Raw genomic sequence first — 23,195 nt, 5'->3', positions numbered from 1 at the left:
ACCCCGACATCTCTGGCGACGCGCAGCCAAGCATGGTGGAGTGGTATCGCCCGACTACTCCGCAACCCGAGAGTGAGGTCCCCCGTGCTGGGTCTGCCCGACAAGGTGCGTGCGTGCCTGTTCGACCTCGACGGCGTGCTCACCGACACCGCCAGCGTGCATACCAAGGCATGGAAGGCCATGTTCGACGCCTTCCTGCAGCAGCGGGCCGAGCGCACCGGGGACCAATTCGTCCCGTTCGACGCCGGCGCGGACTACCGCAAATACGTCGACGGCAAGAAACGCGAAGACGGCGTGAAGTCGTTTCTGGACAGCCGGGGAATCGAGCTGCCCGAGGGCAACCCCGACGACTCCGGCGACAAGGAAACGATCTACGGGCTGGGCAACCGCAAGAACGACGCGTTCCAGAAGGTCCTGGAACGAGACGGCGTCGAGGTGTTCGACGGCTCGCGGCGCTACCTGGAGGCGGTCTCGGCCGCGGGTCTGGGGATCGCCGTGGTGTCCTCGAGCGCCAACACCCGCGAGGTCCTCGAGATCACCGGTCTGGACCGGTTCGTCCAACAGCGCGTGGACGGGATCACGTTGCGCGAGGAGCACATCAAGGGCAAGCCGGCCCCCGATTGCTACCTGCGCGGGGCGCAGCTGCTCGACGTGCCCCCCGACGCGGCCGCCGTATTCGAGGACGCGTTATCCGGCGTGCAGGCCGGTCATGCCGGTAACTTCGGCTACGTGGTGGGAGTAGACAGAGTGGGCCAGGCCGAGGACTTGCGCCGCAGCGGCGCCGACGTGGTGGTGACCGACCTGGCCGAATTGCTGCGGTCATGATCACCCAGGACGCGTTCCCCGTCGAACCGTGGCAGGTGCGCGAGACCCGGCTGGATCTGAATCTGATCGCCCAGTCGGAATCGCTGTTCGCCTTGGCCAATGGGCACATCGGGTTGCGCGGCAACCTCGACGAGGGCGAGCCGCACGGCCTGCCGGGCACCTACCTCAACTCGTTCTACGAGATCCGCCCCTTGCCGTACGCCGAGGCCGGCTACGGCTATCCCGAGGCCGGCCAGACCGTCGTCGACGTCACCAACGGCAAGATCATTCGCCTGCTGGTCGGCGACGAGCCGTTCGACGTCCGCTACGGCAAGCTGCTCTCCCACGAGCGCGTCCTGGACATGCGCGCCGGGACGCTGACCCGCAACGCGCACTGGAGTTCGCCGTCGGGCAAGCAGGTCAAAGTGACGTCGACGCGGCTGGTGTCGCTGGCCCAGCGCAGTGTCGCGGCCATCGAGTACTGCGTCGAGGCCGTCGACGAATTCGTTCGCGTCACCGTGCAGTCCGAGCTGGTCACCAACGAGGACCAGCCGGCAACCTCGGCCGATCCGCGGGTGGCGGCGATCCTGGACAACCCGCTGGAAGCCGTCGACCACGAAAACACCGAGACCGGAGCACTTCTCATGCACCGGACCCGGGCCAGCGCCCTGATGATGGCCGCCGCGATGGATCACGAGATCGACGTGCCCGGGCGGGTGGAGTTCAGCACCGACGCCCGCGCCGACCTGGCGCGCACCACGGTGATCTGCGGGCTGCGCCCGGGCCAGAAGCTGCGCATCGTCAAATACATCGCCTACGGCTGGTCGAGCTTGCGCTCCCGCCCGGCCCTGCGCGACCAGGCCGCCGCCGCCCTGCACAGCGCGCGCTACAGCGGATGGCAGGGACTGCTGGACGCGCAACGCAAGTACCTCGACGACTTCTGGGAGAACGCGGACGTCGAGGTCGAGGGGGACGCGGAATCCCAGCAAGCGGTGCGGTTCGGGCTTTTTCACCTGGTTCAGGCCAGCGCCCGCTCCGAAGGCCGGGCGATCCCCAGCAAGGGGCTCACCGGGACGGGCTACGACGGCCACGCCTTCTGGGACACCGAGGGTTTCGTGCTCCCGGTGCTCACCTACACGCTGCCGCACGCGGTGGCCGACGCGCTGCGGTGGAGGGCCTCGACATTGGACCTCGCCAAGGAGCGGGCGGCCGAACTCGGCCTCGATGGCGCGGCCTTCCCGTGGCGCACCATCCGTGGGCAGGAGTGTTCGGCGTACTGGCCGGCCGGCACCGCGGCCTGGCACATCAACGCCGACATCGCGATGGCCTTCGAGCGGTACCGCATCGTGACCGGGGATCAATCCCTCGAAAAGGATTGTGGCCTCAGGGTTTTGGTCGAAACCGCCCGGCTGTGGATGTCGCTGGGGCACCACGATCGCCACGGCGTCTGGCACCTCGACGGCGTCACCGGCCCCGACGAGTACACCGCGATCGTGCGCGACAACGTCTTCACCAACCTGATGGCGGCGCACAACCTGGTCACCGCCGCCGACGCCTGCGTTCGTGATCCGGATGCCGGCGCGGCACTGGGGGTGACCACCGAAGAAATGGCCTGCTGGCGTGACGCGGCCAACGCGGTCCACATCCCCTACGACGAGGGACTGGGTGTCCATCAGCAGTGCGAGGGCTTCACCACCTTCGCGGAGTGGGATTTCGAAACCAACGCCACCTACCCGCTGCTGATGCACGAGGCCTATGTGCGCCTATATCCGGCGCAGGTGATCAAGCAGGCCGACCTGGTGCTGGCCATGCAATGGCAAAGCCACGCGTTCACGGCCGAACAGCGGGCCCGCAACGTCGACTACTACGAGCGGCGCACCGTGCGCGACTCCTCGCTGTCGGCCTGCACCCAGGCGGTGATGTGCGCCGACGTCGGCCACATGGAGCTCGCCCACGACTATGCCTACGAGGCCGCGCTGATCGACCTGCGCGACCTGCACAGCAACACCCGCGACGGCCTGCATATGGCGTCGCTGGCCGGGGCGTGGATGGCGCTGGTCGCGGGCTTCGGCGGCCTGCGCGACGACGACGGCATCCTCGACATCAATCCCCATCTGCCCGACGGCATCTCCTGCCTGCGGTTCCGGTTGCGCTGGCGCGAGTTCCGGCTCACCGTCGACGCCAACCACTCCGACGTCACCTACACCCTGCGCGACGGTCCCGGCACCGAGTTGACCATCCGCCATGCCGGCGAAGAACTCACGCTCTGTACGGATGCGCCGACAACCATTGCGGTGCAACCGCGTAAGCCGTTGCTGCCGCCACCGCCCCAGCCGCCCGGCCGCGAGCCGATGCACCGGCGGGCCCTGTCCGGGACCCCCACGATTTAGGCGGTAGCCAGCGGGCTACCTGGTGACAATGGCGTAGTTACCGCTGGTGGCCCACGATCGCTCGAACACGGCGAGGGGGACCTGCTCGTCGCGGCCGGCATTGTTGCCACTGTCGTTGAGGTGCACCACATCCGCGTTGGTGTCCCCCTTTATTTCGATGCCCGTGACGACGACGAAGTGGTCTTGCTTGGAGCGGTCGCCGCGCTCGTTCCACAGGATCGGGCCGTTGGCGCCGGCGATCACCTTGTGCCCCCGAGCCAGCGCCTGTTCGATTGCCCCGATCGAGCTGGGCGCGGCGTCGGATCCGACGCCGTAGCGTGCCAGCAGCAGCGCGATGTCCATGCTGTTCGTCGAGCCCCCGGGCGTCCAGATCGGCCCGGGGTGCGCGATGCTCTGGGTGCTCTGCGCGGTGGCATTGATCTGCTGCTCGTCGGGCTCACGACCGGTCACCTCGCCGATCACGTCGGCCGCGGCCATCTCCCCGCAGTTGGAACCGTGCTGCCGGCGCCAAAACGGCGCCGCGGCACCGGGATCGCCGTACATCTGGCCGTCGCGGCGTGGGGACGGCGCGGCGTGCGCCGTGGGTGTGACTGTGGTTGTGGCACCGCAGAATCCGATCACTCCGACGATGCCCAGTAGCGCTATCCGCCTTGCCGTTCGCATGGCACGAGAATCCGCGACGGCACTATCCGGGTTCTTGGCTGATGCTTGCGGAATCCTTGCGCCGCAGCTAACGCGCCCGCGCGTTTAGTGGGGTTCGAGAATGCGGCCGACCTCGCCGTCGATCGCCGCGCGCAATTCGTCGTCGGTCAGCTCGTCGAGACCGGTCGACGCCCGCAGGAAGGGCTCGAACAGCCGCCAACCGAATTGCAGGGCAGCGGCATTGGCGAGCGCCAGCCGCGCGCTGCGGTCGTCGGTGTGGCGCGGGCGTATGCCGTCGAGCAGTTGCGACATGCCGGGGAACTGCGTCTGCAGCTGCCCCACCGGATATCCGTCGAGCAACGCGCGCGCGATCACCCGCATGTGCCGGTCGACGGATCGCTGCACCTGCGCGGGCGACGCGTCGGTTCGCCGCAAGCTGTTCGTGGTCGCGCTGAGGTGATCGAGCACGGCGCCGACGAGTTGGTCCTTGGTGCCGAAGTGCCGAAACACCAGTCCATGGTTGACCTTCGAGCGGGCGGCGATGTCGCGGATCGACGTCGCGGCCGGGCCTCGCTCCGCGAACAACCCGGTGGCGGCCTCCAGGATCGCCGCGGCGACCTCTTCCCGCCCGGTGGGAATGTTGCGGGTGGCACTTGCCGAACGCGTAGTCATGTGACTACACTAGCGCATGTAGTCAGCTGACTACATCTAACTGTGGCTAAAAGGACGAGAGCAATGACCGACCAGATCACCGTCACCAAACTGGGCAGCCAGATCGGCGCGCGCATCGACGGGGTGCACCTGGGCGGTGACCTCGATCCGGACACCGTTGAGGAGATCCGGGACGCGTTGCTTTCCTACAAGGTGATCTTCTTCCGTGGCCAGCACCACCTCGACGACGAGCAGCAACTCGCGTTCGCCCGGCTGCTGGGCACGCCGATCGGCCATCCCGCCGCCGGTGTCTTGGCCGCCGCCGATGCCCCGATCATCACGCCGATCAACTCCGACTACGGCAAGGCGACGCGCTGGCACACCGACGTCACCTTTGTGGCGAACTATCCCTCGGCCTCGATCCTGCGCGCGGTCACGCTGCCCAGCTACGGCGGCTCGACGCTCTGGGCCTCCACCGCGGCGGCCTACGACGCCCTGCCCGAGCCGCTCAAGTGGTTCGTCGACAACCTGTGGGCGCTGCACACCAACCGCTACGACTACGTGGATGCTGAAGCCACCACGTCGACGGCTTCGATGACAGAAGCTCAGCGCGCATTCCGGCAGGCCTTCGAGAAGGCGGATTACCGCACCGAGCATCCCGTGGTTCGGGTGCACCCGGAGACCGGTGAGCGCACGCTGGTGGCGGGTAATTTCGTGCGCGGCTTCGTCGGCCTGGACAGCTACGAGTCGACCATGCTGCTGGAACTGCTGCAGCGACGAATCACGATGCCCGAGAACACGATTCGCTGGAATTGGGATCTAGGCGACGTCGCCATCTGGGACAACCAGGCAACTCAGCACCGGGCGATCGACGATTACGACAACCAGCATCGGCTCATGCATCGGGTCACCCTGATGGGCGACGTACCCGTCAACGTGCACGGGCAACGCAGCCGAGTGGTCAGCGGCGCGCCGCTGACGGCGCTCGCGAGCTGAATCGTCACCCGGCGCTGCTGATCGGGTCGATCGGCAGCCAGCGCAGCGCGCCCGGCGCCGTGTCCGGCACCACCGGGTGCGCGGGCGGGATCGGCTCCAGCCTGCGGTAGGTGTCCCCCTGCAGCGGCCGCTGGTCGATCTCGCCCTTGTTCGGCCACAGCGAGGCGGCCCGCTCGGCCTGCGCGGTGATGGACAGCGACGGGTTGACGCCCAGGTTCGCCGAGATCGCGGCCCCGTCCACCACGAACAGCGTCGGGTAGCCGTAGACCCGGTGGTACGGGTCGATGACGCCGTGTTCGGCGCTGTCACCGATCACCGCGCCACCGAGGAAGTGCGCGGTCAGCGGGATGTTGAACAGCTCGCCCCAGGTGCCGCCGGCCACCCCGTCGATCTTGGCGGCGATCCGGCGGGTCACCGCGTTGCCGACGGGGATCCAGGTCGGGTTCGGTGCGCCGTGCCCCTGTTTGCTGGTGTACCAGCGGATGCCCAGCTTCCCGCGCTTGGTGAACGTGGTGATCGAGTTGTCCAGGTGCTGCATCACCAGCGCGATCATCGTCCGCTCGCTCCACTGGCGGGGGTTCAGCAGCCGCAGCGTGGCGCGGGGGTCTTCGCGGGCCTGGTCCAGCAACTGTCGCCAGCGCGGCAGGTCCGTGCCCTCCGGCCCGGGGCCGTCGGTCATCAGGGTTTGCAGCAACCCCATCGCGTTGGATCCCTTGCCGTACCGGACCGGCTCGACGTGCGTGTCCGGCGTCGGGTGGATCGACGAGGTGATCGCCACGCCGTGCGTGAGGTCCAAATCCGGTGCGACGGCCAGCCGACCAGCCCCCACGATCGACTCGGAGTTGGTCCGGGTCAGCATGCCCAACCGCTTCGAAAGCCGGGGCAGCTTGCCCTTGTCGCGCATCTTGAACAGCAGGTGCTGCGTGCCCCAGGTGCCAGCGGCCACGATCAGGTACGTGGCGGTGAACGTGCGCCGCTCCCTGCGCAGCCAGCTGCCGGTGCGGACGGTACGCACCTCCCAAAGTCCGTCGGACCGCTGCTCGAAACCCTTGACCGTTGTCATCGGAATGACTTGTGCGCCTGCCGATTCCGCGAGACCGAGATAGTTCTTCAGCAGCGTGTTCTTAGCGCCGTAGCGGCAGCCCGTCATGCAGGCACCGCATTCCAGGCAGCCGGTCCGCGCCGGTCCGACCCCGCCGAAATACGGGTCGGGCACGGTCTTGCCCGGCGTCTTGGTGCCGTCGGGACCGAAGAACACCCCAACGGGCGTCGGCACCCAGGTGTCCCCGCAACCCATCTCGTCGGCGACCTCTTTGACGATGCGGTCCGCGTCGGTGAAGGTCGGGTTTACCACCACGCCCAACATCCGTTGCGCCTGGTCGTAATGCGGCGCCAGCTCGCTGCGCCAGTCGGTGATGTGCGACCACTGCCGGTCGGCGAAGAACGGCTCGGGGGGCACATACAACGTGTTGGCGTAGTTCAGCGATCCGCCGCCCACCCCGGCGCCGGCCAGGATCATCACGTTGCGCAGCGGGTGGATCCGCTGGATGCCGTAGCAGCCCAGCCGCGGCGCCCACAGGAACTTGCGCAGGTCCCAGGATGTCTTGGCGAACTCCTCGTCCGCGAAGCGCCGGCCGGCTTCCAGGACGCCGACGCGATAGCCCTTTTCCGTCAGCCGCAAAGCGCTGACGCTCCCCCCGAAACCTGAACCGATGATCAGGACGTCGTAATCCGGCTTCATGCGCTGCAGTATGACCTTCCTCACAGGCCGTAAACCATTCAGCCAACCCTACCCCTGGCTACGTTCGGCGGGCCCCGGCGAAGGCCGCGTGAACGGTTCAGAGGCGGTGCGACAGCCATCCCTGGCAAACTTTGGTACGTCCGCACGATTCTTCTTACGCACGTGCAGTTGACGGGTTACGCTGCTGAGGACTTCAGCATTGAAGTTTCGGCTTCGATGCCGGGGGCGGTGGGTCAACCTGCGAAGTTGCGGCGTTCCCATCTCGGATCGAACTCCGGGATGTCTCCTTGAAGCACAGGTGAGAAGAGGTGAGCTGCCGTCAAGAGGAAACCCGTGACCCCGATTGCTGTCATCGGCATGGCGTGCCGGCTCCCCCGCGGCATCGACTCGCCGGAGCAGCTGTGGGACGCATTGTTGGCCGGCGAGGACCTGATCGGCGAAATTCGCGCCGCGCGGTGGGACGCCGACAGCTACTACGACCCTGAGCCTTCAGCGCCCGACCGCTCGGGTGGTTTCCTCGACGACGTCGCGGGCTTCGATCCCGCCTTCTTCGGGATCGGTGAGCCGGAGGCGGCCGCGCTGGATCCGCACCACCGTTTGCTGCTGGAAGTGTCGTGGGAGGCGGTGGAGCACGCCGGTCTGGCGCCCACGTCGTTGACCGGCGCGCAGGGCGGCGTGTTCGTCGGACTGTCCGACCTCTCATCCGGGGGGCCATCCGACACCGGCGGCTCGGCCGCCAGCCTGGCCTCCGGGCGCATCGCCCGCACGCTCGGGCTGCGCGGCCCGGCGCTGACCGTGGACACGGCGGGCTCGTCGAGCCTGCTCGCGGTCCACCTGGCGTGCCGCAGCCTGCACGACGGCGAAAGCGACCTCGCCTTGGCCGGCGGCTGCACCGTGATGCTGGAACCACCCAGCTTCGCGTCGTCGCCCGGCCTGTCGCCAACCGGACGCTGCCGCACGTTCGATGTCGGCGCCGACGGTTCCGTGCCTTCCGAGGGTTGCGCGATGGTGTTGCTCAAGCGACTGCCGGACGCGTTGCGCGACGGTGACCGCATCCTCGCCGTGCTGCGCGGCACGGCCGCCAACCAGGATGGCGGCGGGCCGGACGCTCAGGTCGCGCTGTACCGCACCGCCCTGGCCGCGGCCGGGGTGGACGCCGACACCGTGGGCATGGTCGAGGCGAACGGCGCCGGCGACCCGCGTGGCGACTCGACCGAGTTCACCAGCCTGGCGCGGGTGTACGGCGCCGCCGGCCACGACTGTGCGCTGGCGTCGGTCAAGAGCACTGCCGGCGACACCGGCGCCGCGGCGGGCGCGGTCTCGTTGATCAAGGCGATCCTTTCGCTGCGGCACGCGGCGATACCGCCGCCGCCGCACTTCACCCGGCTGCCCGACGACCTCGCCGCCATCGCAACCGGACTCGTCGTGCCGCAGCAGACGACACCCTGGCCCGCCCGGCGAGCGGCCGTGTCGTCGTACGGGTCGTCGGGCACACACGTGCACGCGATTCTCGAACAAGCCCCGGTGACCGACGCCGCAGCCACCGAAACCGCCTCCGCCCCAATGCTTTTCACGCTATCGTCCACCTCCGCCGATGGGCTGCGCGAGACGTCGCGCCGGCTCGCCGACTGGCTGGAGAGCCGTACGGATCCCGTGCCCCTGACCGACCTGGCCTACACCCTGGCGCGGCGACGCGGCTACCGGCCGGTGCGCACCGCGGTAATCGCCGGAGACCCGGCCGAGCTGACGGGCGCGCTGCGCGAGGTCGCCGAGGGCGACATGCCGTATCGCGCCGCGGTCGGCCACGACGACCGGGGCCCGGTGTGGGTGTTCTCCGGGGCAGGTTCACTCGACGGCTTATGGGCCGGGATGGGCGCCGAGCTGCTGGCCCACGAGCCGGTATTCGCCGCGACCGTCGCGCAGGCCGAACCGCTGATCGCGACGGAATCCGGATTCTCGGTGACCGAGGCGATCACGTCGGGACAACAACCGAGCGGGATCGGCTGGGCCGAGCCGGTCTGGTTCACCATGCAGGTCGCGCTGGCCGCCACGATGGAGCAGGCGTACGGCGTGCGCCCGGGCGCGGTGCTCGGCCATTCGGCGGGCGAGGTGGCGGCCGCCGTCGTCGCGGGGGCCCTGTCGCTGGAGGACGGGGTACGCGTCATCTGCCGCCGCTCCGCGCTGCTGGCCCGGACGGCCGGTGCCGGCGCGATGGCATCGACGGAACTGCCTGCCGACCAAGTGCTTTCGGAGCTGATGACTCGCGACGACGACGACGTCGTCATCGCGGTGGTGACCGCGCCGCGGTCCACGGTGATCGCCGGGCCGGGCGCGGCGGTGCGCGAGCTCGTCGCCGCGTGGGAGCAGCGCGGCGTGGCGGCGCGCGAGCTGGCCGTCGAGGTCGCCGCGAACTCGCCATGCGTCGACCCGATCCTCGATGAGCTGTCCGAGGCGCTGGCCGACCTCACCCCGGCGCCCCCGCGGATACCGTTCTATTCGGCGACCCTGTTCGATCCGCGCGAGCAACCGGTTTGCAATGCCGGCTATTGGGTGGACAACGTGCGCCACACCGTGCGGTTCGCCGCCGCCGCGCAGGCGGCGGTGGACGACGGCCACCGGGTCTTCGCCGCACTGGCGCCGCAACCGCAACTGATCGACGCCGTCGAGCAGATCGCGACCGGCGCCGGCGTGCAGGTCGCCGGCTTCGCTGGTATGCCGTCGACCGGCCCGCGCAGCCTGCTGGCGGAGCTACACAGCGCGGGCGCCGTGGTGGACTTCTCGGTGCTGTATCCCGTTGGGCGCCTGGTGGATGCGCCGCTGCCGGCCTGGACGCACGAGCCGCGCGCGCCGATCGCGCCCGACGGGCAGGACCCGTCGACGACGGGCGGGTACGCGGTCGCCGCCCATCCGCTCCTGGGTGCGCACGTGCGCCTGCCCGAGGAACCGGAGCGCCACGTGTGGCAGGCGCAGTTCGGCGCCTTAGATTCAGCGGCGCAGCCCTGGCTGGCCGACTATCAACTCGACGAAACCGCCGCGGTTCCCGGTGCCGTTTACTGCGAGATGGCTTTGGCCGCGGCCCGCACGGTCCTGGGCGAGGACTGCGAGGTCCGCGATCTCGACTTCGAGCCGACGCTGAGCCTGGACGCCGAGATCCCGTTGACCGCAATCGCTTCGGTGAACCTGCCGGGCACGGTCACGTTCACCATCCAGACCGAGCACCAGGGCGAACGACAGCAGCGGGCCGGCGCCGAGCTGCGCGCCGTTTCCGACGACGACCGGCCACCCGCACTGGACGTCGCCGCGCTGCTGGCGGCGCACCCGTGCCGCGTCGAGGGCGCCGACCTGCGGCAGCAACTGGACGAGCGCGGTGTGCACCTGGGTCCCGCGTTCACCGGCCTGACGGCCGCCCACCTGGCCGAGGGCCCCGACGGGACCGTGAATAGCGTGCTGGCCGAAGTGGTTTCGCCCGGTTCGATCCGGTCCCAACAAGCCGCCTACACCGTGCATCCCGCGCTCCTCGATGCGTGTTTCCAGTCCCTGAGCGCGCATCCCGCCCTGGCCGCCACGGCTAAGCGCGGCACGCTGCTGCCGATCGGCGTGCGCCGGCTGCGGGCCTACGGCCCCACCCGCAACGCCCGCTACTGCCACGCGCGGGTGACCCTCGCGCAAGACCCCGACGGCACCGCTGCGATGGCGCAGGCCGACCTCGATGTCTGCGACGAGCACGGCACGGTGCTGCTCGCGATGCGCGGTCTGCGGCTGGCAACCGCGTTGTCGGAGAAGGAAAGTCGCGACCGCGTGCTCAACGAGCGGCTGCTGTCCATCGAGTGGCAACGGCGCGAGCTGCCGGAGCCAGACTACGTCCACTCGGGCGCCTGGCTGTTGCTCAGCACCTCCGACGCCGCCCACCTGCTGGCGACGGGGTTGACCGATGCGCTGAAGCTGCACGGCGCGGAATGCACGACGATGTTCTGGCCGCAGCAGGGCGACCACGCTCCGGCGGCCGAGGTGCTGCGCGGTCAGCTCGGCGAAGGTGGGTTCGCCGGCGTCGTCGTGGTCACCGCACCGATGAACGGCAACCCCGACGACGAATGCGTCTTGCGCGGCGCGCAATACGCCACGCACGTGGTGCGCATCGCGCGCGAGCTCAGCGAGATCACCGGCGAGTCACCCCGGCTTTACGTCGTGACCCGGGGCGCGCAGGCAGTGCGGGACGGCGACCCGATCAACCTGGAGCAGGGCGGCCTGCGCGGCCTGCTGCGGGTGATCGGCACCGAGCAACCCCACTTGTGGGTCACCCACATCGACATCGACGAACACACCGGCGCCGAGCAGGTGGCGCGCCAGCTGCTGGTCGGCTCCGACGAGGACGAGACGGCCTGGCGCAACGATGAGTGGTACGCCGCCCGCCTGACGCCCACCACGCTGCGCCCCGGCGAGGGACGCCAGACCGTGGTGGACCACGGCCGCGACGGAATGCGCCTACGGCTCAGGACTCCCGGTGACATGGAGACCATGGAGTTCGTCGCGTTCGAGCGCGTCGCGCCGGGCCCGGGACAGATCGAGGTTTCGGTCAGCGCATCCAGCGTCAACTTCCTCGACGTGCTGGCCGCGTTCGGCCGCTATCCGACCTTCGAGGGGCAACGGCCCCAGCCGGGCACCGACTTCGTCGGCGTGGTCACCGCGGTGGGCCCGGGCGTGTCCGAGCACAAGGTCGGTGACCGCGTCGGGGGCATGTCCCCCAACGGGTGTTGGGCCACGTTCGTCACCTGCGATGCCCGCCTGGCCGCCACCCTGCCCGACGGTTTGACCGACGCCCAGGCGGCCGCGGTCACCACGGCGCACGCCACCGCCTGGCACGGCCTGCATGACCTGGCCCGCATCAAGGCCGGCGACAAGGTATTGATCCACTCGGCGACCGGCGGGGTCGGGCAGGCCGCGGTCGGGGTTGCGCGCGCCGCGGGAGCCGAAATTTTCGCCACCGCCGGCAGTCCCGAACGTCGAGAACTGTTGCGCGCCATGGGCATCGAGCATGTCTACGACTCGCGCAGCCTCGAGTTCGCCGAACAGATCCGCCGTGACACCCACGGGTACGGCGTCGACATCGTGCTCAACTCCGTCGCCGGCGCCGCCCAACAGGCCGGCCTGGAGCTGCTGGCCTTCGGCGGCCGGTTCGTCGAGATCGGCAAGCGTGACGTCTACGGCGACACCCGCATGGGGCTCTTCGCGTTTCGGCGCAACCTGACCTTCTCCTATGTGGATTTGGCGTTGATGTCGCTGTACCAACCCGGCCAGGTTCGGCAGCTGCTGGACACCGTATACCGGTCGGTCGCCGACGGAACGCTGCCCACACCGCAGGCCACCCATTACCCACTGGCCCAGGCGGCCACCGCGATTCGGGTGATGTGCGCGGCCGAACACACCGGCAAGCTGGTGCTCGACATACCGCGCGACGGGCAAACCCATGCCGTGGTGCCGCCGGAACATGCTCAGGTCTTCCGCGGCGACGGCGCCTACATCATCACCGGCGGGCTCGGTGAGGTCGGTCTGGTGCTCGCCGAGAGCCTGGCCGCGGCCGGCTGTGGCCGGATCGTGCTGTGCTCGCGGGCGGCGCCCAGCAGCGCCGCACAAGAAACCATCGATCTGATCCGCGCGATCGGGAGCGACGTCGTGGTGGAGCGCGGCGACATCGCCCATCCCGAGACCGCAGACCGGTTGGTCGCGGCGGCGACCGCCACCGGGCTGCCGCTGCGCGGCGTGCTGCACGCGGCCGGGATCATCGAAACCGCCGGCCTGGCCAACATCACCGATGAACTGCTGACGCGCGAGTGGACCCCCAAGGTCTACGGCGCCTGGCACCTGCACCGGGCCAGTTCCGGGCAGCCACTTGACTGGTTCTGCTCGTTCTCCTCGTCGGCGGCGCTGCTGGGCTCGCCGGGGCTGGGCTCCTACGCCGCGGCCAACAGCTGGCTGGACGCCTTCACCCACTGGCGGCGGGCCCAGGGCCTGACGGCCACCTCGATCGCGTGGCAGGCTGATGTCGACAGCAACGGCACCGTGATCACCGTCGAGGAGGGCGCGCACGCGTTGGAGGCGCTGCTGCGCCACGACCGCGCCTACACCGGCTACACCACCATCATCGGCAGCTCGTGGTTGACGGCGCTGGCACAGCACAGCCCGTTCGCCGAGCGATTCCAACACAGCGGCCAAAACCGAATGAGCTCAAGCAAATTCCGGGCCGAGCTGATGGCACTTTCCGTCGACGACCGGTCCGCGCGGCTGCGGGAGCTGGTCGCTGAACAAGTCAGCCTGATTCTGCGCCGTAACGTCGACGCGGACCGTCCACTGCACGAATACGGACTGGACTCGTTGGGCCACACCGAACTTCGCACCCGGATCGAGGCCGAAACCGGGGTGAGCATCAGTCCCGGCGACATCATTACCGTGGGAGGTTTGGCGCAACACCTCGGCGATACGCTGGCCAGCCAAGAGGTTTAAACGGAGGTTAGCAACTGTGCCGGTGACCGAGTCTTCCATTTTGACGGTGCTGCGTGAGCGCGCCAGCCTGAATTCCAACCACACGGCCTTCACATTCGTTGACTATCAACAGGATTGGCTCGGCGTCCCGGATAGCGTCACCTGGTCGCAGCTGTATCGGCGAGTGCTGGACGTGGCCGCGGGGCTGGGCGCGTGTGGCTCGGTTGGTGATCGCGCGGTGATCCTGGCCCCCCAGAGCCTTGACTACGTCGCGGCCTTTCTCGGCGCGCTGCAGGCGGGACTGATCGCGGTTCCCCTGTCGGTCCCGACCGGAGGCGTCGCCGACGACCGGGTCACCTCGGTGCTGCGCGACGCGTCGCCGTCGGTCATCCTCACGACGTCCTCGGTCGTCGGCGACGTCCGTGAATTCGCCAAGCCGCAGGCAGGCGATCCCGCCCCTGCGATCGTCGAAATCGATTCGCTCGAACCGAATCCCAGTGGCGGATCGGCCGCCGGGGCCGATCGGCCGAGCGTCGCGTATTTGCAGTACACCTCGGGGTCGACGCGCCAGCCGGCCGGGGTGATGATCTCCCATAAGAACCTGCGGGCCAACATCAAGCAGGTCATGTCGTGCTACTTCGGGGAATACGGCAGGGTCGCCCCGCCGGACACGACGGTGGTGTCGTGGCTGCCGTTCTTTCACGACATGGGCCTGATCGTGGGGATCTGTCTACCGATCCTGGCCGGCATACCCGCCGTGCTCACCAGTCCGGCATCCTTCCTGCAGCGACCCGCACGCTGGATGCAGATGCTGGCCACCAACAGCAAAGCGTATTCGGGGGCACCGAACTTCGCATTCGACCTGGCGGCCCGCAAAACCTCGGACGACGACATGGCCGGTCTCGATCTCGGCGACGTGCTGCACATCCTCAACGGCAGCGAGCGGGTGCAGCCCGCGACCCTCAAGCGCTTCACCGATCGGTTCGCGCCATTCAACTTGCAGCCCAAGGTGGTTCGGCCCTCGTACGGCCTGGCCGAGGCAACGGTATACGTGGCGACCCGGATGCCCGCAGAGCCGCCGAAGCTCGTCCACTTCGAGTCCGAGCAGCTGTCCGGCGGAACGGCCGCGCGGTGCGCCGACAGCGAGGGCACGCCGTTGGTCAGCTACGGCGCGACCGGGTCACCGCTGGTGCGGGTCGTCGATCGCGACACCGGGACGGAGTGCCCCGCCGAAACGGTCGGCGAGATTTGGGTGCACGGCGCCAACGTGGCGATGGGCTATTGGCAGAACCAGCAATTGACCGAGCGCACGTTCGGCGCCCGGCTCGTCGGCGCGCCCGACGGTGTCCCCGAAGAGCCGTGGCTGCGCACCGGAGACCTCGGCTTCTTCTGCGACGGTGAGCTTTTCATCGTCGGCCGCGACAAGGACCTGCTGGTCGTCTACGGGCGCAACCACTATCCCGATGACATCGAGGCAACGATCCAAGAGATCACCCGCGGCCGGGCCGCGGCGATAGCGGTCCCCGACGGCCACACCGAAAAGCTGGTCGCCATCGTCGAACTCAAGAAGCGAGGCGATTCGCCCGAAGAGGTGGCGGACAAGCTCGGCACCGTGAAACGCGAAGTCACATCGGCCATTTCGCGGTCGCACGGCCTGCGCGTCGCGGACCTCGTGCTCGTGGCCCCCGGCTCGCTGCCCATCACCACCAGCGGCAAGGTCAGGCGCGCGGCCTGCGTCGAGCAGTACCGCAACCGTCAGTTCGCCCGCCTGGACGCCATCGGGAGCAACGCATAGTGCTGCGGTGACGCGAAAAAGTGGCGGGGGCCAAAACTTGAGATGGACCAGACTAAGTCCATGACTAAGTCCACCGTGCTCCGCGTCGGCGTCCATGAGGCGAAGACACGGATGTCGGAGCTGTTGCGGCTGGTCGACAGCGGCCAAGAAATCGAGATCGCACGCGGCGGCGAGCCCGTGGCGAAAATAGTACCGTTTCACCCCCGAGCGGTACGCCGATTGGGCACGGACCATGGCGTATATACCGTGCCCGACGACTTCGACGCCCCGCAGCCCGACGACGTTCTACAAAGCTTCCATCGGTGAGGCGTTACCTGGTCGACACCCAGGTCTGGTTGTGGATGCAGTCCGCTGCCAGCGCGTGGGAGATCGCGATCAAATTCCGGCTCGGCAAGCTACCGTTGCCCGAAGCGCCAGGCTCGTACGTGCCCGACCGAATGCGTCGTTCCGGGACCTCCCCGCTACCGGTCGAGCATGCCCACGCGCTGCGGACCGCCGAGCTTCCGGGTAGCGCGCTGCTCGCGCAGGTCAGCTCCCGACGGCCAGCCCGACCTTCTGGAATTCCTTGAGGTCGCAGTAGCCGGCCTTGGCCATCGATCGGCGCAGGCCCCCGACGAGGTTGAGGGTGCCGAAGGGTTCGTCGGACGGCCCGTTGAGTACCCGCTCCAAAGGAGGGCGTTCGCCGACGGCGATCTGCAGCAGTGCCCCCCGCGGCAACGACGGGTGCGCGGCGGCGGCCGGCCAGAACCAGCCGTCGCCGAGCGCCTCGGCGGCCTCGGCCAGCGGCGTGCCCAGCATCACCGCGTCCGCGCCGCACGCGATGGCCTTGGCCAGCTCGCCCGAGGTGTGGATGTCGCCGTCGGCCAGCACGTGGACGTAGCGGCCGCCGGTCTCGTCGAGGTACTCGCGGCGCGCTGCGGCGGCGTCTGCGATCGCGGTGGCCATCGGCACGCTGATGCCCAACACCTCGTCGCTGGTGGTCACGCCCTGGGTGGAGCCGTAGCCGACGATGACGCCGGCCGCGCCGGTGCGCATCAGGTGCAGCGCGGTGCGGTGGTCGAGCACGCCGCCGGCGACCACCGGCACGTCCAGTTCGGAGATGAAGGTCTTCAGGTTGAGCGGCTCGCCGTCGTTGGCGACCCGCTCGGCCGACACGATCGTGCCGTGGATGACCAGCAGGTCGATCCCGGCTTGCAGCAGCACCGGTGTCAGCGCCTGCGCGTTCTGGGGGCTGACCCGCACCGCGGTGATCACCCCGGCCTCGCGGATCCGGGCCACCGCGGCGCCCAGCAGCTCCGGATCCAGCGGCGCGGCATGCAGCTCCTGCAGCAGCCGGATCGCCGCCGACGGTTCGGGCTCCTTGTGCGCGGCCTCGACGATCTGCGCGATCTTGGCTTCGACGTCGGCGTGCCGGCCGATCAGCCCCTCGCCGTTGAGCACGCCCAGCCCGCCGAGCCGGCCGAGCTCGATGGCGAACTCCGGTGACACCAGGGCGTCGGTGGGGTGCGCCAGCACCGGGATCTCGAACCGGTAGGCGTCCAGCTGCCACGCCGTCGAGACGTCCTTGGACGACCGGGTGCGCCGCGACGGCACGATGCTGATGTCACTGAGCTCGTAGGTGCGCCGGGCGGCGCGGCCCATCCCGATTTCGACCATGGTCAGTTCGCTGTTCACCGGGCGTAGTAGTTGGGCGCTTCGACGGTCATGGCGACGTCGTGCGGGTGGCTCTCCTTGAGGCCAGCCGGCGTGATCCGGACGAACTGCGCCTGCTGCAGCACCTCGATGGTGGGCGCGCCGGTGTAGCCCATCGCGGCGCGCAGGCCGCCGGTCAGCTGGTGAATCACCGACGACAGCGGACCGCGGAACGGCACCCGGCCCTCGATGCCCTCGGGCACCAGCTTGTCTTCGCTCAACGCGTCGTCGGCGAAGTAGCGGTCCTTGGAATACGACTTGCCGCCGCCCGCGCGCCCGGCCATGGCGCCCAGCGATCCCATGCCCCGGTAGCTCTTGAACTGTTTGCCGTTGACGAAGATCAGCTCGCCCGGCGCCTCGGCGGTGCCGGCCAGCAACGAGCCCAGCATCGCCGTCGACGCGCCAGCGGCCAGGGCCTTGGCGATGTCGCCGGAGTATTGCAGCCCGCCGTCGGCGATCACCGGCACGCCCGCCGGGCCGCACGCCGCGACGGCCTCCAAAATCGCCGTGATTTGTGGTGCCCCGACGCCGGCCACCACCCGCGTCGTGCAGATCGAGCCCGGTCCCACGCCGACCTTCACCGCGTCGGCGCCGGCCTCGACCAGCGCCGTGGCGGCCGAGCGGGTGGCGACGTTGCCGCCGACCACCTCGACGCGGTCGCCGACCTCGGCCTTGAGTTCGCGGACCATCTTCAGGACCTGATTGTTGTGCGCGTGCGCGGTGTCCACGATCAGCACGTCCACCCCGGCGTCGACCAGCATCATCGCCCGCACCCAGGCGTCGCCTCCGACGCCGACGGCCGCGCCCACCAGGAGCCGGCCGTCGCTGTCCTTGGTGGCCAGCGGGTGTTGTTCGGTCTTGACGAAGTCCTTGACGGTGATCAATCCGGTCAGCCGCCCGTGACCGTCGACGATGGGCAGCTTCTCAATCTTGTTGCGGCGCAACAGTCCCAGCGCCGCGTCGGCGCTGACGCCCTCCTGCGCCGTGATCAGCGGGGCCTTGGTCATCACCTCGGACACCGGCTTGGTCTGGTCCACCTCGAAGCGCATGTCGCGGTTGGTGATGATGCCGACCAGCGCACCGGAATCGTCGACCACCGGCAGCCCGGAGATCCGGAATTTCGCGCACAGCGCATCGACCTGGGCCAAGGTGTTGTCCGGGCGGCAGGTGACCGGGTCGGTGACCATGCCGGCCTCGGAACGCTTGACCATCTCCACCTGCGCGGCCTGCTCGGCGACGGGCAGGTTGCGGTGCAGCACACCCATGCCGCCGGCCCGGGCCATCGCGATGGCCATCCGCGACTCGGTGACGGTGTCCATCGCGGAGCTGACCAGCGGCACCTTGAGCCGGATCTTCTTGGTGAGCTGGCTGGAGGTGTCCGCTGTGGCGGGCACCACATCGGATGCCGCCGGCAGCAGCAGCACGTCGTCGAAGGTCAGCCCCAGCATCGCGATCTTGTTCGGGTTGTCACCGCCGGTCGGCACCGCGTCCAGGCCGCCAAGGTGCGTGTCGCTCAGATAGGGACTGGCGACCAGGTCGGAGCTATCTTCTAGGCGGGACATGCCACGGGTCATCGGTGAGGCCCTCCAATAGTTGGAGTGAGAAACCCATCCTATCGGCTGATGTACCGCCCGGACCCGCTTGTCTGGGCGTGCCGCCCTGCTGGCGTTTTGACGGCCCCCTTGCGTACTCTGGTGGCGTGCGCGACTACCTCCCGCCGGGATTGCCGCCCGACCCGTTTGCCGACGACCCCTGTGACCCGTCGGCGGCGCTGGACGCCGTCGAGCCGGGCCAGCCGCTCGATCAGCAAGAACGGGTGGCGGTCGAGGCCGACCTGGCCGACCTGGCCGTGTATGAGGCCCTCTTGGCGCACAAGGGAATTCGCGGGCTGGTGGTGTGCTGCGACGAGTGCCAGCAAGACCACTACCACGACTGGGACATGTTGCGCGCGAACCTGCTGCAACTGCTGATCGACGGCACGGTCCGCCCGCACGAGCCCGCCTACGATCCCGAACCCGACGCGTACGTCACCTGGGATTACTGCCGGGGGTACGCCGACGCCTCGCTCAATGAGGCCACGTCGGACGCCGACGGGTTTCACCGGCGGCACTGACGCCTTTCGCTAAGGTCCTGCGCTCGGTGTGACCGGGGGCTCCGTCTGTCCGTGGTGGTGCCGGTGGTGGCCCGGGTGCGGAGGCGCCGACGGGGCCGGGGGGACCGACGCCGGGACCGACGGGGGGATCGAGTCGGCGACCGTCGGCGGGGCCTCGGCCGGGGGCGCGGCGGGCGCTTCCTCGGGTACCGCGGACGCCTTGGGTTTGGTCGCGGGAGCCGGCAGCGCGTTGGGGTTTCGCGACTCCACCCTGGTGTTCAGCAGGTTGACCTCGTCGAGCAGGTTCTGCCTGCTGCTGCTGTCATTCATGGCCTGCACGGTGCTGCTGACCTCGGCCAGTTCATTGTGGGCCTGATCCCATTGGCCCTGGTCGATCATTTGTTGGATCTTGGCCAGATCGGCCTTGGCGGACAGCGTGATGGTGTCGTCGTTGACCCGCGGCGCGTCGAAGAACATCACGTGCAGCCCGTAGAGCGGGTCTCCGCGATGGGCGTCGGCGACGAGTGCGCCGAACCCGCTGAGCATCAGCAGGGTCGCGGCGACCGATCCGATCGCCGCCACGCCCCGATGCGTGCGGCGGCGCTCGGCCAGCCCGGTGCGCAGCGCCTCGACCGCTTCCTCGGGCGAGACCAGCGCGCTGGCCGGCGGCCACCGCAAGTCGTCGCGCCAGTCCCCCATCAGCACGGCCAGCGCGTCGACCTCGGGATCATCGAGGTCGATCCGCTCGCGCTCGGCGAGGGCGTCCAACAGCAGATCGGTGTGGGCTATCTCGTCCAGCGCCGGCTGATCTCCGAAGGCATATCCCTGATTACGCATAGTCACCTGCCGCTACGATTTCGTCTTTGAGTCGCTGAAGTGCCCGGTGCTGGGCCACCCGCACCGCGCCGGTGGTGCTGCCGACGGTGGCGGCGGTCTCCTCGGCGGAGAGCCCCACCACAACGCGCAGGATGAGGATCTCGCGTTGTTTGGCGGGCAGGATCTCGAGCAATTCGTTCATCCGGCTGACCGAGTCGGCCTCGATCGCCAACTGCTCGGGCCCGGCATCCGCCGAGCGGCGTTCGGGAACCGACTCGGCCGGATAGGCGCGGTCGCGGCCGGCGGCGCGATGGGCGTCGGCCACCTTGTGGGCCGCGATGCCGTACAGGAAGGACAGGAATGGCCTTCCGCGATCTCGGTAGCGCGGCAGCGCCGTTATAGCGGCCAAGCAAACCTCCTGTGCCACATCGTCTGCCGATAGGCCGCTGCGCTCGCCGGTGCCGACTCGTGCCCGGCAATAGCGCACGACGATCGGGCGGATGATCTCCAATACTTCCCGAAGTGCATTGCGATCCCCTGCCACCGCTTCCGCGACCACAGCGTCGAGACGTTCCCCTTGCATTGTCATCGACGCGGGTCTCTCCAACGTAACGGTTAGGAAACAGCACGGGCTAATACAGCTACACGTAACGGCCGCAACGCTTTTCAAGCCGTATGCCAGGTTCCTCCGGCGTGCCGAACCTGGCCCGCACAAATATCCCGAATGTCGGTGAGTTCGCGCAATTGATGTACCGAAACCGTGACGCTTGCGATATCGATCAGCAAGCAAGCCAATGCCCAGCGAAGCGGTATCAGCCCGAATTCGCCGGTGGAGGTCAACGCGTTCTGCGCGACGACGCGTGCCCGCTCGGTGGCACCGTCGCTGCACAGCGCGGCGGCCAAAACCACGTCGCTTTTGACCTGGTGTCGCACGGATGCGGTCGTCATCGCCCGCGCCAGCTCGACCCCTTCCTCGGCGCGGCGGACCGCGGTCGCCCCGTCGCCGGACGCCATCGCCAGCTCCGCGCCCACCCAGCGCCGCCGTACCGCCAGCCGCTGCGCCGCGTTCGCGGCCAACTCGGCCGGCTTTAGCGCCGCGTCCGCCCGCGTCAACAACCGGGCCGCGGCGGCAAAGCGGCCGACGCCCAGCGCGTCGGCGGCCAGGCCGATCAGTGCGTCGGCGCGAGCCTCGGGATCGGCGCCGGCCAGCGCCAGCGCGCGGCCGTCCCACCCGCGCGCCAGGGTGTGCCAGCCGAGCTGACGCAGCAGCGAGGCCTGCGTGCTGTGCGCCAGCGACACCAGCCGCGGGCCCGCGCGGGCGCGCCGCAGCGACGCCAGGTCGGCGTAGGCATTGCCATAGCGCCCTTGTCCGCCGGACGCGACGGCCCGCAGCCACAGTTCGTGCGGTGTGCGCGCGGCGGGCAGCGGCCAGGCGCCGGGTTCGTTTCCGAATGCGGCGGCTTCGAGCGTTGAGGGAATCGTCGGATCGTCGGGAGTTTCGCTCACGTTGATGGCGGGGGTTCCATTAGTAAAAAGTCTGTGCTGTCTGCGTTACCGGGATATTACCCACGGCGAGGCCGCTGTCGCCGGGAGCATCCACTCAGACGCTCCTGAGCTGCGCGATCTCGGCGCCGACCGACTTGCGAGTAGCACGCTTCGAGTTTCGGGACCGCGCGATAGATGAACGCGGAGTTAATTCTCTTGCAACGCTTAGACATTCGTCACACAACGGCGGGCAATTGACAGTTTTTTTGAAGCGCCCCTTACGTCTATCGTGACGGTAGTCATCGGTGACGTGAACCCAATTAAGTTGCACGACTCGCGCAGTCGCGAAGCTGAATCCGCTTGAGCGTGCAGTGCGGAGAGGGAATAAGCCATGCCACAGCCGGAACAGCTACCTGGACCGAATGCCGACGTCTGGAATTGGCAACTGCACGGCCTGTGCCGCGGCGTCGATTCATCGATGTTCTTTCATCCCGACGGCGAGCGCGGCCGGGCCCGCATGCAACGCGAACAGCGTGCCAAGGAGATGTGCCGGCGCTGCCCCGTGATCGAGCAGTGCCGGTCCCACGCCCTGGGCGTCGGGGAGCCCTATGGCGTCTGGGGCGGCCTTTCCGAGTCGGAGCGCGATCTGCTGCTCAAGAGCGACATCGGGCGCCGCCGCTCCGCCTAGTCGTCGACGATGGCGGTGACCTGAATCTCGACCCGCATGCGCGGGTTGGCCAGCGCTGCGACGCCGACGCAGGTCCATAGCGGAGCGCGGTCTCCCATCCGGATGCGGAATTGTTCGGCCATGGTGGCCAGCTGGTCTTGCCCGATCGCGCCGTCGGCGTCGGGCAGGTGGTAGGAGTGCACGCTGACCACGTGGCGCCACGACGCGCCGGCGGTGGCCAGCGTCCGCTCGACGTTGTCGAAGGCCCGGATCACTTCGTCGCGGGCCGCGTCCGGGAATCCCCAGTCGTCGTCCCAGCCGCCTTGGCCGGAGATGTCGACCCGGTTGCCGTACCGGACCGCCTGCGAATAGTGCCACTTCTGGCGCTGCCGATCGCCGTATCCCGGGGTGACAAAGAACGCTGCACTGGTCATACCCCTAACGACACCACGGGGCGCACTCGTTGGGCGGGATTATGGCCGGCACCCGCGGGGGAAGGGTCGGCGGCCCAGGAGGATTGGGGCCTTCCCAGATGTTTTGACCGACGTTGCCCTGACCCGAGGGCACGTAGAAATAGGTGTGGCAGACGTTCATGTCCCAATTGATCGGGTTGGCAACGTGGTTTTGGGTCAAATGAAAGAGCGAATCTCCGGGGCACCATTGATTGGGCCCGTAACAGACCGCGCCGACCATCGCGTTGGGCGGACACCAGTTCTCCGCGTGGGCGCTGCCCGGGGTCAGTGCCAGGCCCGTCGTCGCGATGCCGCCGGTCATAAACGTCGCGGCAACGACGTGCCTGAGGCTGTGTGAGGTGTTCATGGTTGATTCCTTCCGCTTCCCGGTATCGGGAGCGCGAAAGTAGTGTGCCGCTGAGCGCTTGCGGAATTCTTGCGCCGGTATGTGGTCGCCGAGTCGCGAAAGCACGGCATTCGCTTCCTATGGGCTTA

General features: G+C 68.7%; 17 protein-coding genes and 1 pseudogene. 8 read left to right on the top strand and 10 right to left on the bottom strand.

The genetic code is table 11. The features are described 5' to 3' along the window. The first annotated feature begins 32 nt into the window (after positions 1 to 32). Both G6N66_RS03685 and G6N66_RS03680 read left to right on the top strand, forming a co-directional pair. Positions 33 to 825, top strand: a pseudogene (locus G6N66_RS03685) (beta-phosphoglucomutase family hydrolase). Continuing rightward, positions 822 to 3,194, top strand: a complete 2,373-nt coding sequence (locus G6N66_RS03680) for a glycoside hydrolase family 65 protein (RefSeq protein WP_085233563.1) — start codon at positions 822 to 824, stop codon at positions 3,192 to 3,194. The pseudogene G6N66_RS03685 and the gene G6N66_RS03680 overlap by 4 nt, the downstream one beginning before the upstream one ends. A 15-nt stretch (positions 3,195 to 3,209) precedes the next feature. On the opposite strand, the gene G6N66_RS03675 is transcribed toward G6N66_RS03680, so the two are convergent. Further along, complete coding sequence (locus G6N66_RS03675) at positions 3,210 to 3,857, bottom strand: C39 family peptidase (RefSeq protein ID WP_139825265.1); 648 nt, start codon at positions 3,855 to 3,857, stop codon at positions 3,210 to 3,212. A gap of 84 nt (positions 3,858 to 3,941) precedes the next feature. Continuing rightward, a complete protein-coding gene (locus G6N66_RS03670; protein WP_085233561.1) occupies positions 3,942 to 4,508 on the bottom strand; it encodes a TetR/AcrR family transcriptional regulator in 567 nt (188 codons plus the stop codon). Between the two features lie 63 nt (positions 4,509 to 4,571). Here G6N66_RS03670 and G6N66_RS03665 point away from each other — a divergent pair, with 63 nt between their 5' ends. After that, positions 4,572 to 5,483, top strand: coding sequence for a TauD/TfdA dioxygenase family protein (locus tag G6N66_RS03665; protein WP_085233560.1), 912 nt, complete (start codon positions 4,572 to 4,574; stop codon positions 5,481 to 5,483). Positions 5,484 to 5,487: 4 nt separating this feature from the next. Here the strand turns inward: G6N66_RS03665 and G6N66_RS03660 are convergent, their stop codons facing one another. Beyond that, positions 5,488 to 7,224, bottom strand: coding sequence for an FAD-dependent oxidoreductase (locus tag G6N66_RS03660; RefSeq protein ID WP_085233559.1), 1,737 nt, complete (start codon positions 7,222 to 7,224; stop codon positions 5,488 to 5,490). 333 nt (positions 7,225 to 7,557) lie between these two features. Here G6N66_RS03660 and pks2 point away from each other — a divergent pair, with 333 nt between their 5' ends. Genes pks2 through G6N66_RS03645 form a run of 3 tightly spaced genes read left to right on the top strand, consistent with a single transcriptional unit; the run spans position 7,558 to position 15,802 of the window. Then, entirely contained in the window at positions 7,558 to 13,722 is a 6,165-nt protein-coding gene (gene pks2, locus G6N66_RS03655) for a sulfolipid-1 biosynthesis phthioceranic/hydroxyphthioceranic acid synthase (protein WP_269474923.1), read from the top strand. Positions 13,723 to 13,744: 22 nt separating this feature from the next. Beyond that, the gene (locus tag G6N66_RS03650; RefSeq protein ID WP_085233600.1) at positions 13,745 to 15,496 is read left to right on the top strand and encodes an AMP-binding protein; all 1,752 of its coding nucleotides are present in this window, start codon (positions 13,745 to 13,747) and stop codon (positions 15,494 to 15,496) included. Positions 15,497 to 15,556: 60 nt separating this feature from the next. Continuing rightward, positions 15,557 to 15,802, top strand: a complete 246-nt coding sequence (locus G6N66_RS03645) for a type II toxin-antitoxin system Phd/YefM family antitoxin (protein WP_085233599.1) — start codon at positions 15,557 to 15,559, stop codon at positions 15,800 to 15,802. Between the two features lie 222 nt (positions 15,803 to 16,024). Here the strand turns inward: G6N66_RS03645 and G6N66_RS03635 are convergent, their stop codons facing one another. Together G6N66_RS03635 and guaB are read right to left on the bottom strand one after the other, a co-directional pair. Then, positions 16,025 to 17,152, bottom strand: coding sequence for a GuaB3 family IMP dehydrogenase-related protein (locus G6N66_RS03635; protein ID WP_085233598.1), 1,128 nt, complete (start codon positions 17,150 to 17,152; stop codon positions 16,025 to 16,027). Between the two features lie 14 nt (positions 17,153 to 17,166). Next, positions 17,167 to 18,762 carry an IMP dehydrogenase gene (gene guaB / locus G6N66_RS03630; RefSeq protein ID WP_085233557.1) on the bottom strand — a complete coding sequence of 532 codons (1,596 nt, stop codon included), beginning with the start codon at positions 18,760 to 18,762 and terminating at the stop codon, positions 17,167 to 17,169. Positions 18,763 to 18,887: 125 nt separating this feature from the next. Here guaB and G6N66_RS03625 point away from each other — a divergent pair, with 125 nt between their 5' ends. Continuing rightward, positions 18,888 to 19,301 carry a DUF5319 domain-containing protein gene (locus G6N66_RS03625; protein WP_085233556.1) on the top strand — a complete coding sequence of 138 codons (414 nt, stop codon included), beginning with the start codon at positions 18,888 to 18,890 and terminating at the stop codon, positions 19,299 to 19,301. Positions 19,302 to 19,310: 9 nt separating this feature from the next. Here G6N66_RS03625 and G6N66_RS03620 read toward each other — a convergent pair whose 3' ends face one another. The 3 genes from G6N66_RS03620 to G6N66_RS03610 form a co-directional block, all read right to left on the bottom strand. Continuing rightward, positions 19,311 to 20,117 carry an anti-sigma-D factor RsdA gene (locus tag G6N66_RS03620; RefSeq protein WP_085233555.1) on the bottom strand — a complete coding sequence of 269 codons (807 nt, stop codon included), beginning with the start codon at positions 20,115 to 20,117 and terminating at the stop codon, positions 19,311 to 19,313. Then, the gene (gene sigD, locus G6N66_RS03615; RefSeq protein WP_085233554.1) at positions 20,110 to 20,685 is read right to left on the bottom strand and encodes an ECF RNA polymerase sigma factor SigD; all 576 of its coding nucleotides are present in this window, start codon (positions 20,683 to 20,685) and stop codon (positions 20,110 to 20,112) included. Before sigD ends, G6N66_RS03620 begins: the two co-directional genes overlap by 8 nt. A 77-nt stretch (positions 20,686 to 20,762) precedes the next feature. Then, complete coding sequence (locus G6N66_RS03610; protein WP_085233553.1) at positions 20,763 to 21,602, bottom strand: hypothetical protein; 840 nt, start codon at positions 21,600 to 21,602, stop codon at positions 20,763 to 20,765. A 370-nt stretch (positions 21,603 to 21,972) separates the two neighbouring features. Between G6N66_RS03610 and G6N66_RS03605 the strand changes: the two genes are divergently transcribed. Then, complete coding sequence (locus G6N66_RS03605) at positions 21,973 to 22,269, top strand: WhiB family transcriptional regulator (RefSeq protein WP_085233552.1); 297 nt, start codon at positions 21,973 to 21,975, stop codon at positions 22,267 to 22,269. On the opposite strand, the gene G6N66_RS03600 is transcribed toward G6N66_RS03605, so the two are convergent. After that, positions 22,266 to 22,682: a Rid family hydrolase gene (locus G6N66_RS03600; RefSeq protein WP_085233551.1), complete on the bottom strand. Its 417-nt coding sequence runs from the start codon at positions 22,680 to 22,682 to the stop codon at positions 22,266 to 22,268. The genes G6N66_RS03605 and G6N66_RS03600 overlap by 4 nt on opposite strands. A gap of 4 nt (positions 22,683 to 22,686) precedes the next feature. Beyond that, positions 22,687 to 23,067: a hypothetical protein gene (locus tag G6N66_RS03595; RefSeq protein WP_139825264.1), complete on the bottom strand. Its 381-nt coding sequence runs from the start codon at positions 23,065 to 23,067 to the stop codon at positions 22,687 to 22,689. Positions 23,068 to 23,195: the final 128 nt, after the last annotated feature.

Origin of the sequence: Mycobacterium conspicuum (assembly GCF_010730195.1) — a bacterium.
Lineage (GTDB): Bacteria > Actinomycetota > Actinomycetes > Mycobacteriales > Mycobacteriaceae > Mycobacterium > Mycobacterium conspicuum.
This window is presented reverse-complemented; position numbering and strand designations above follow the sequence as displayed.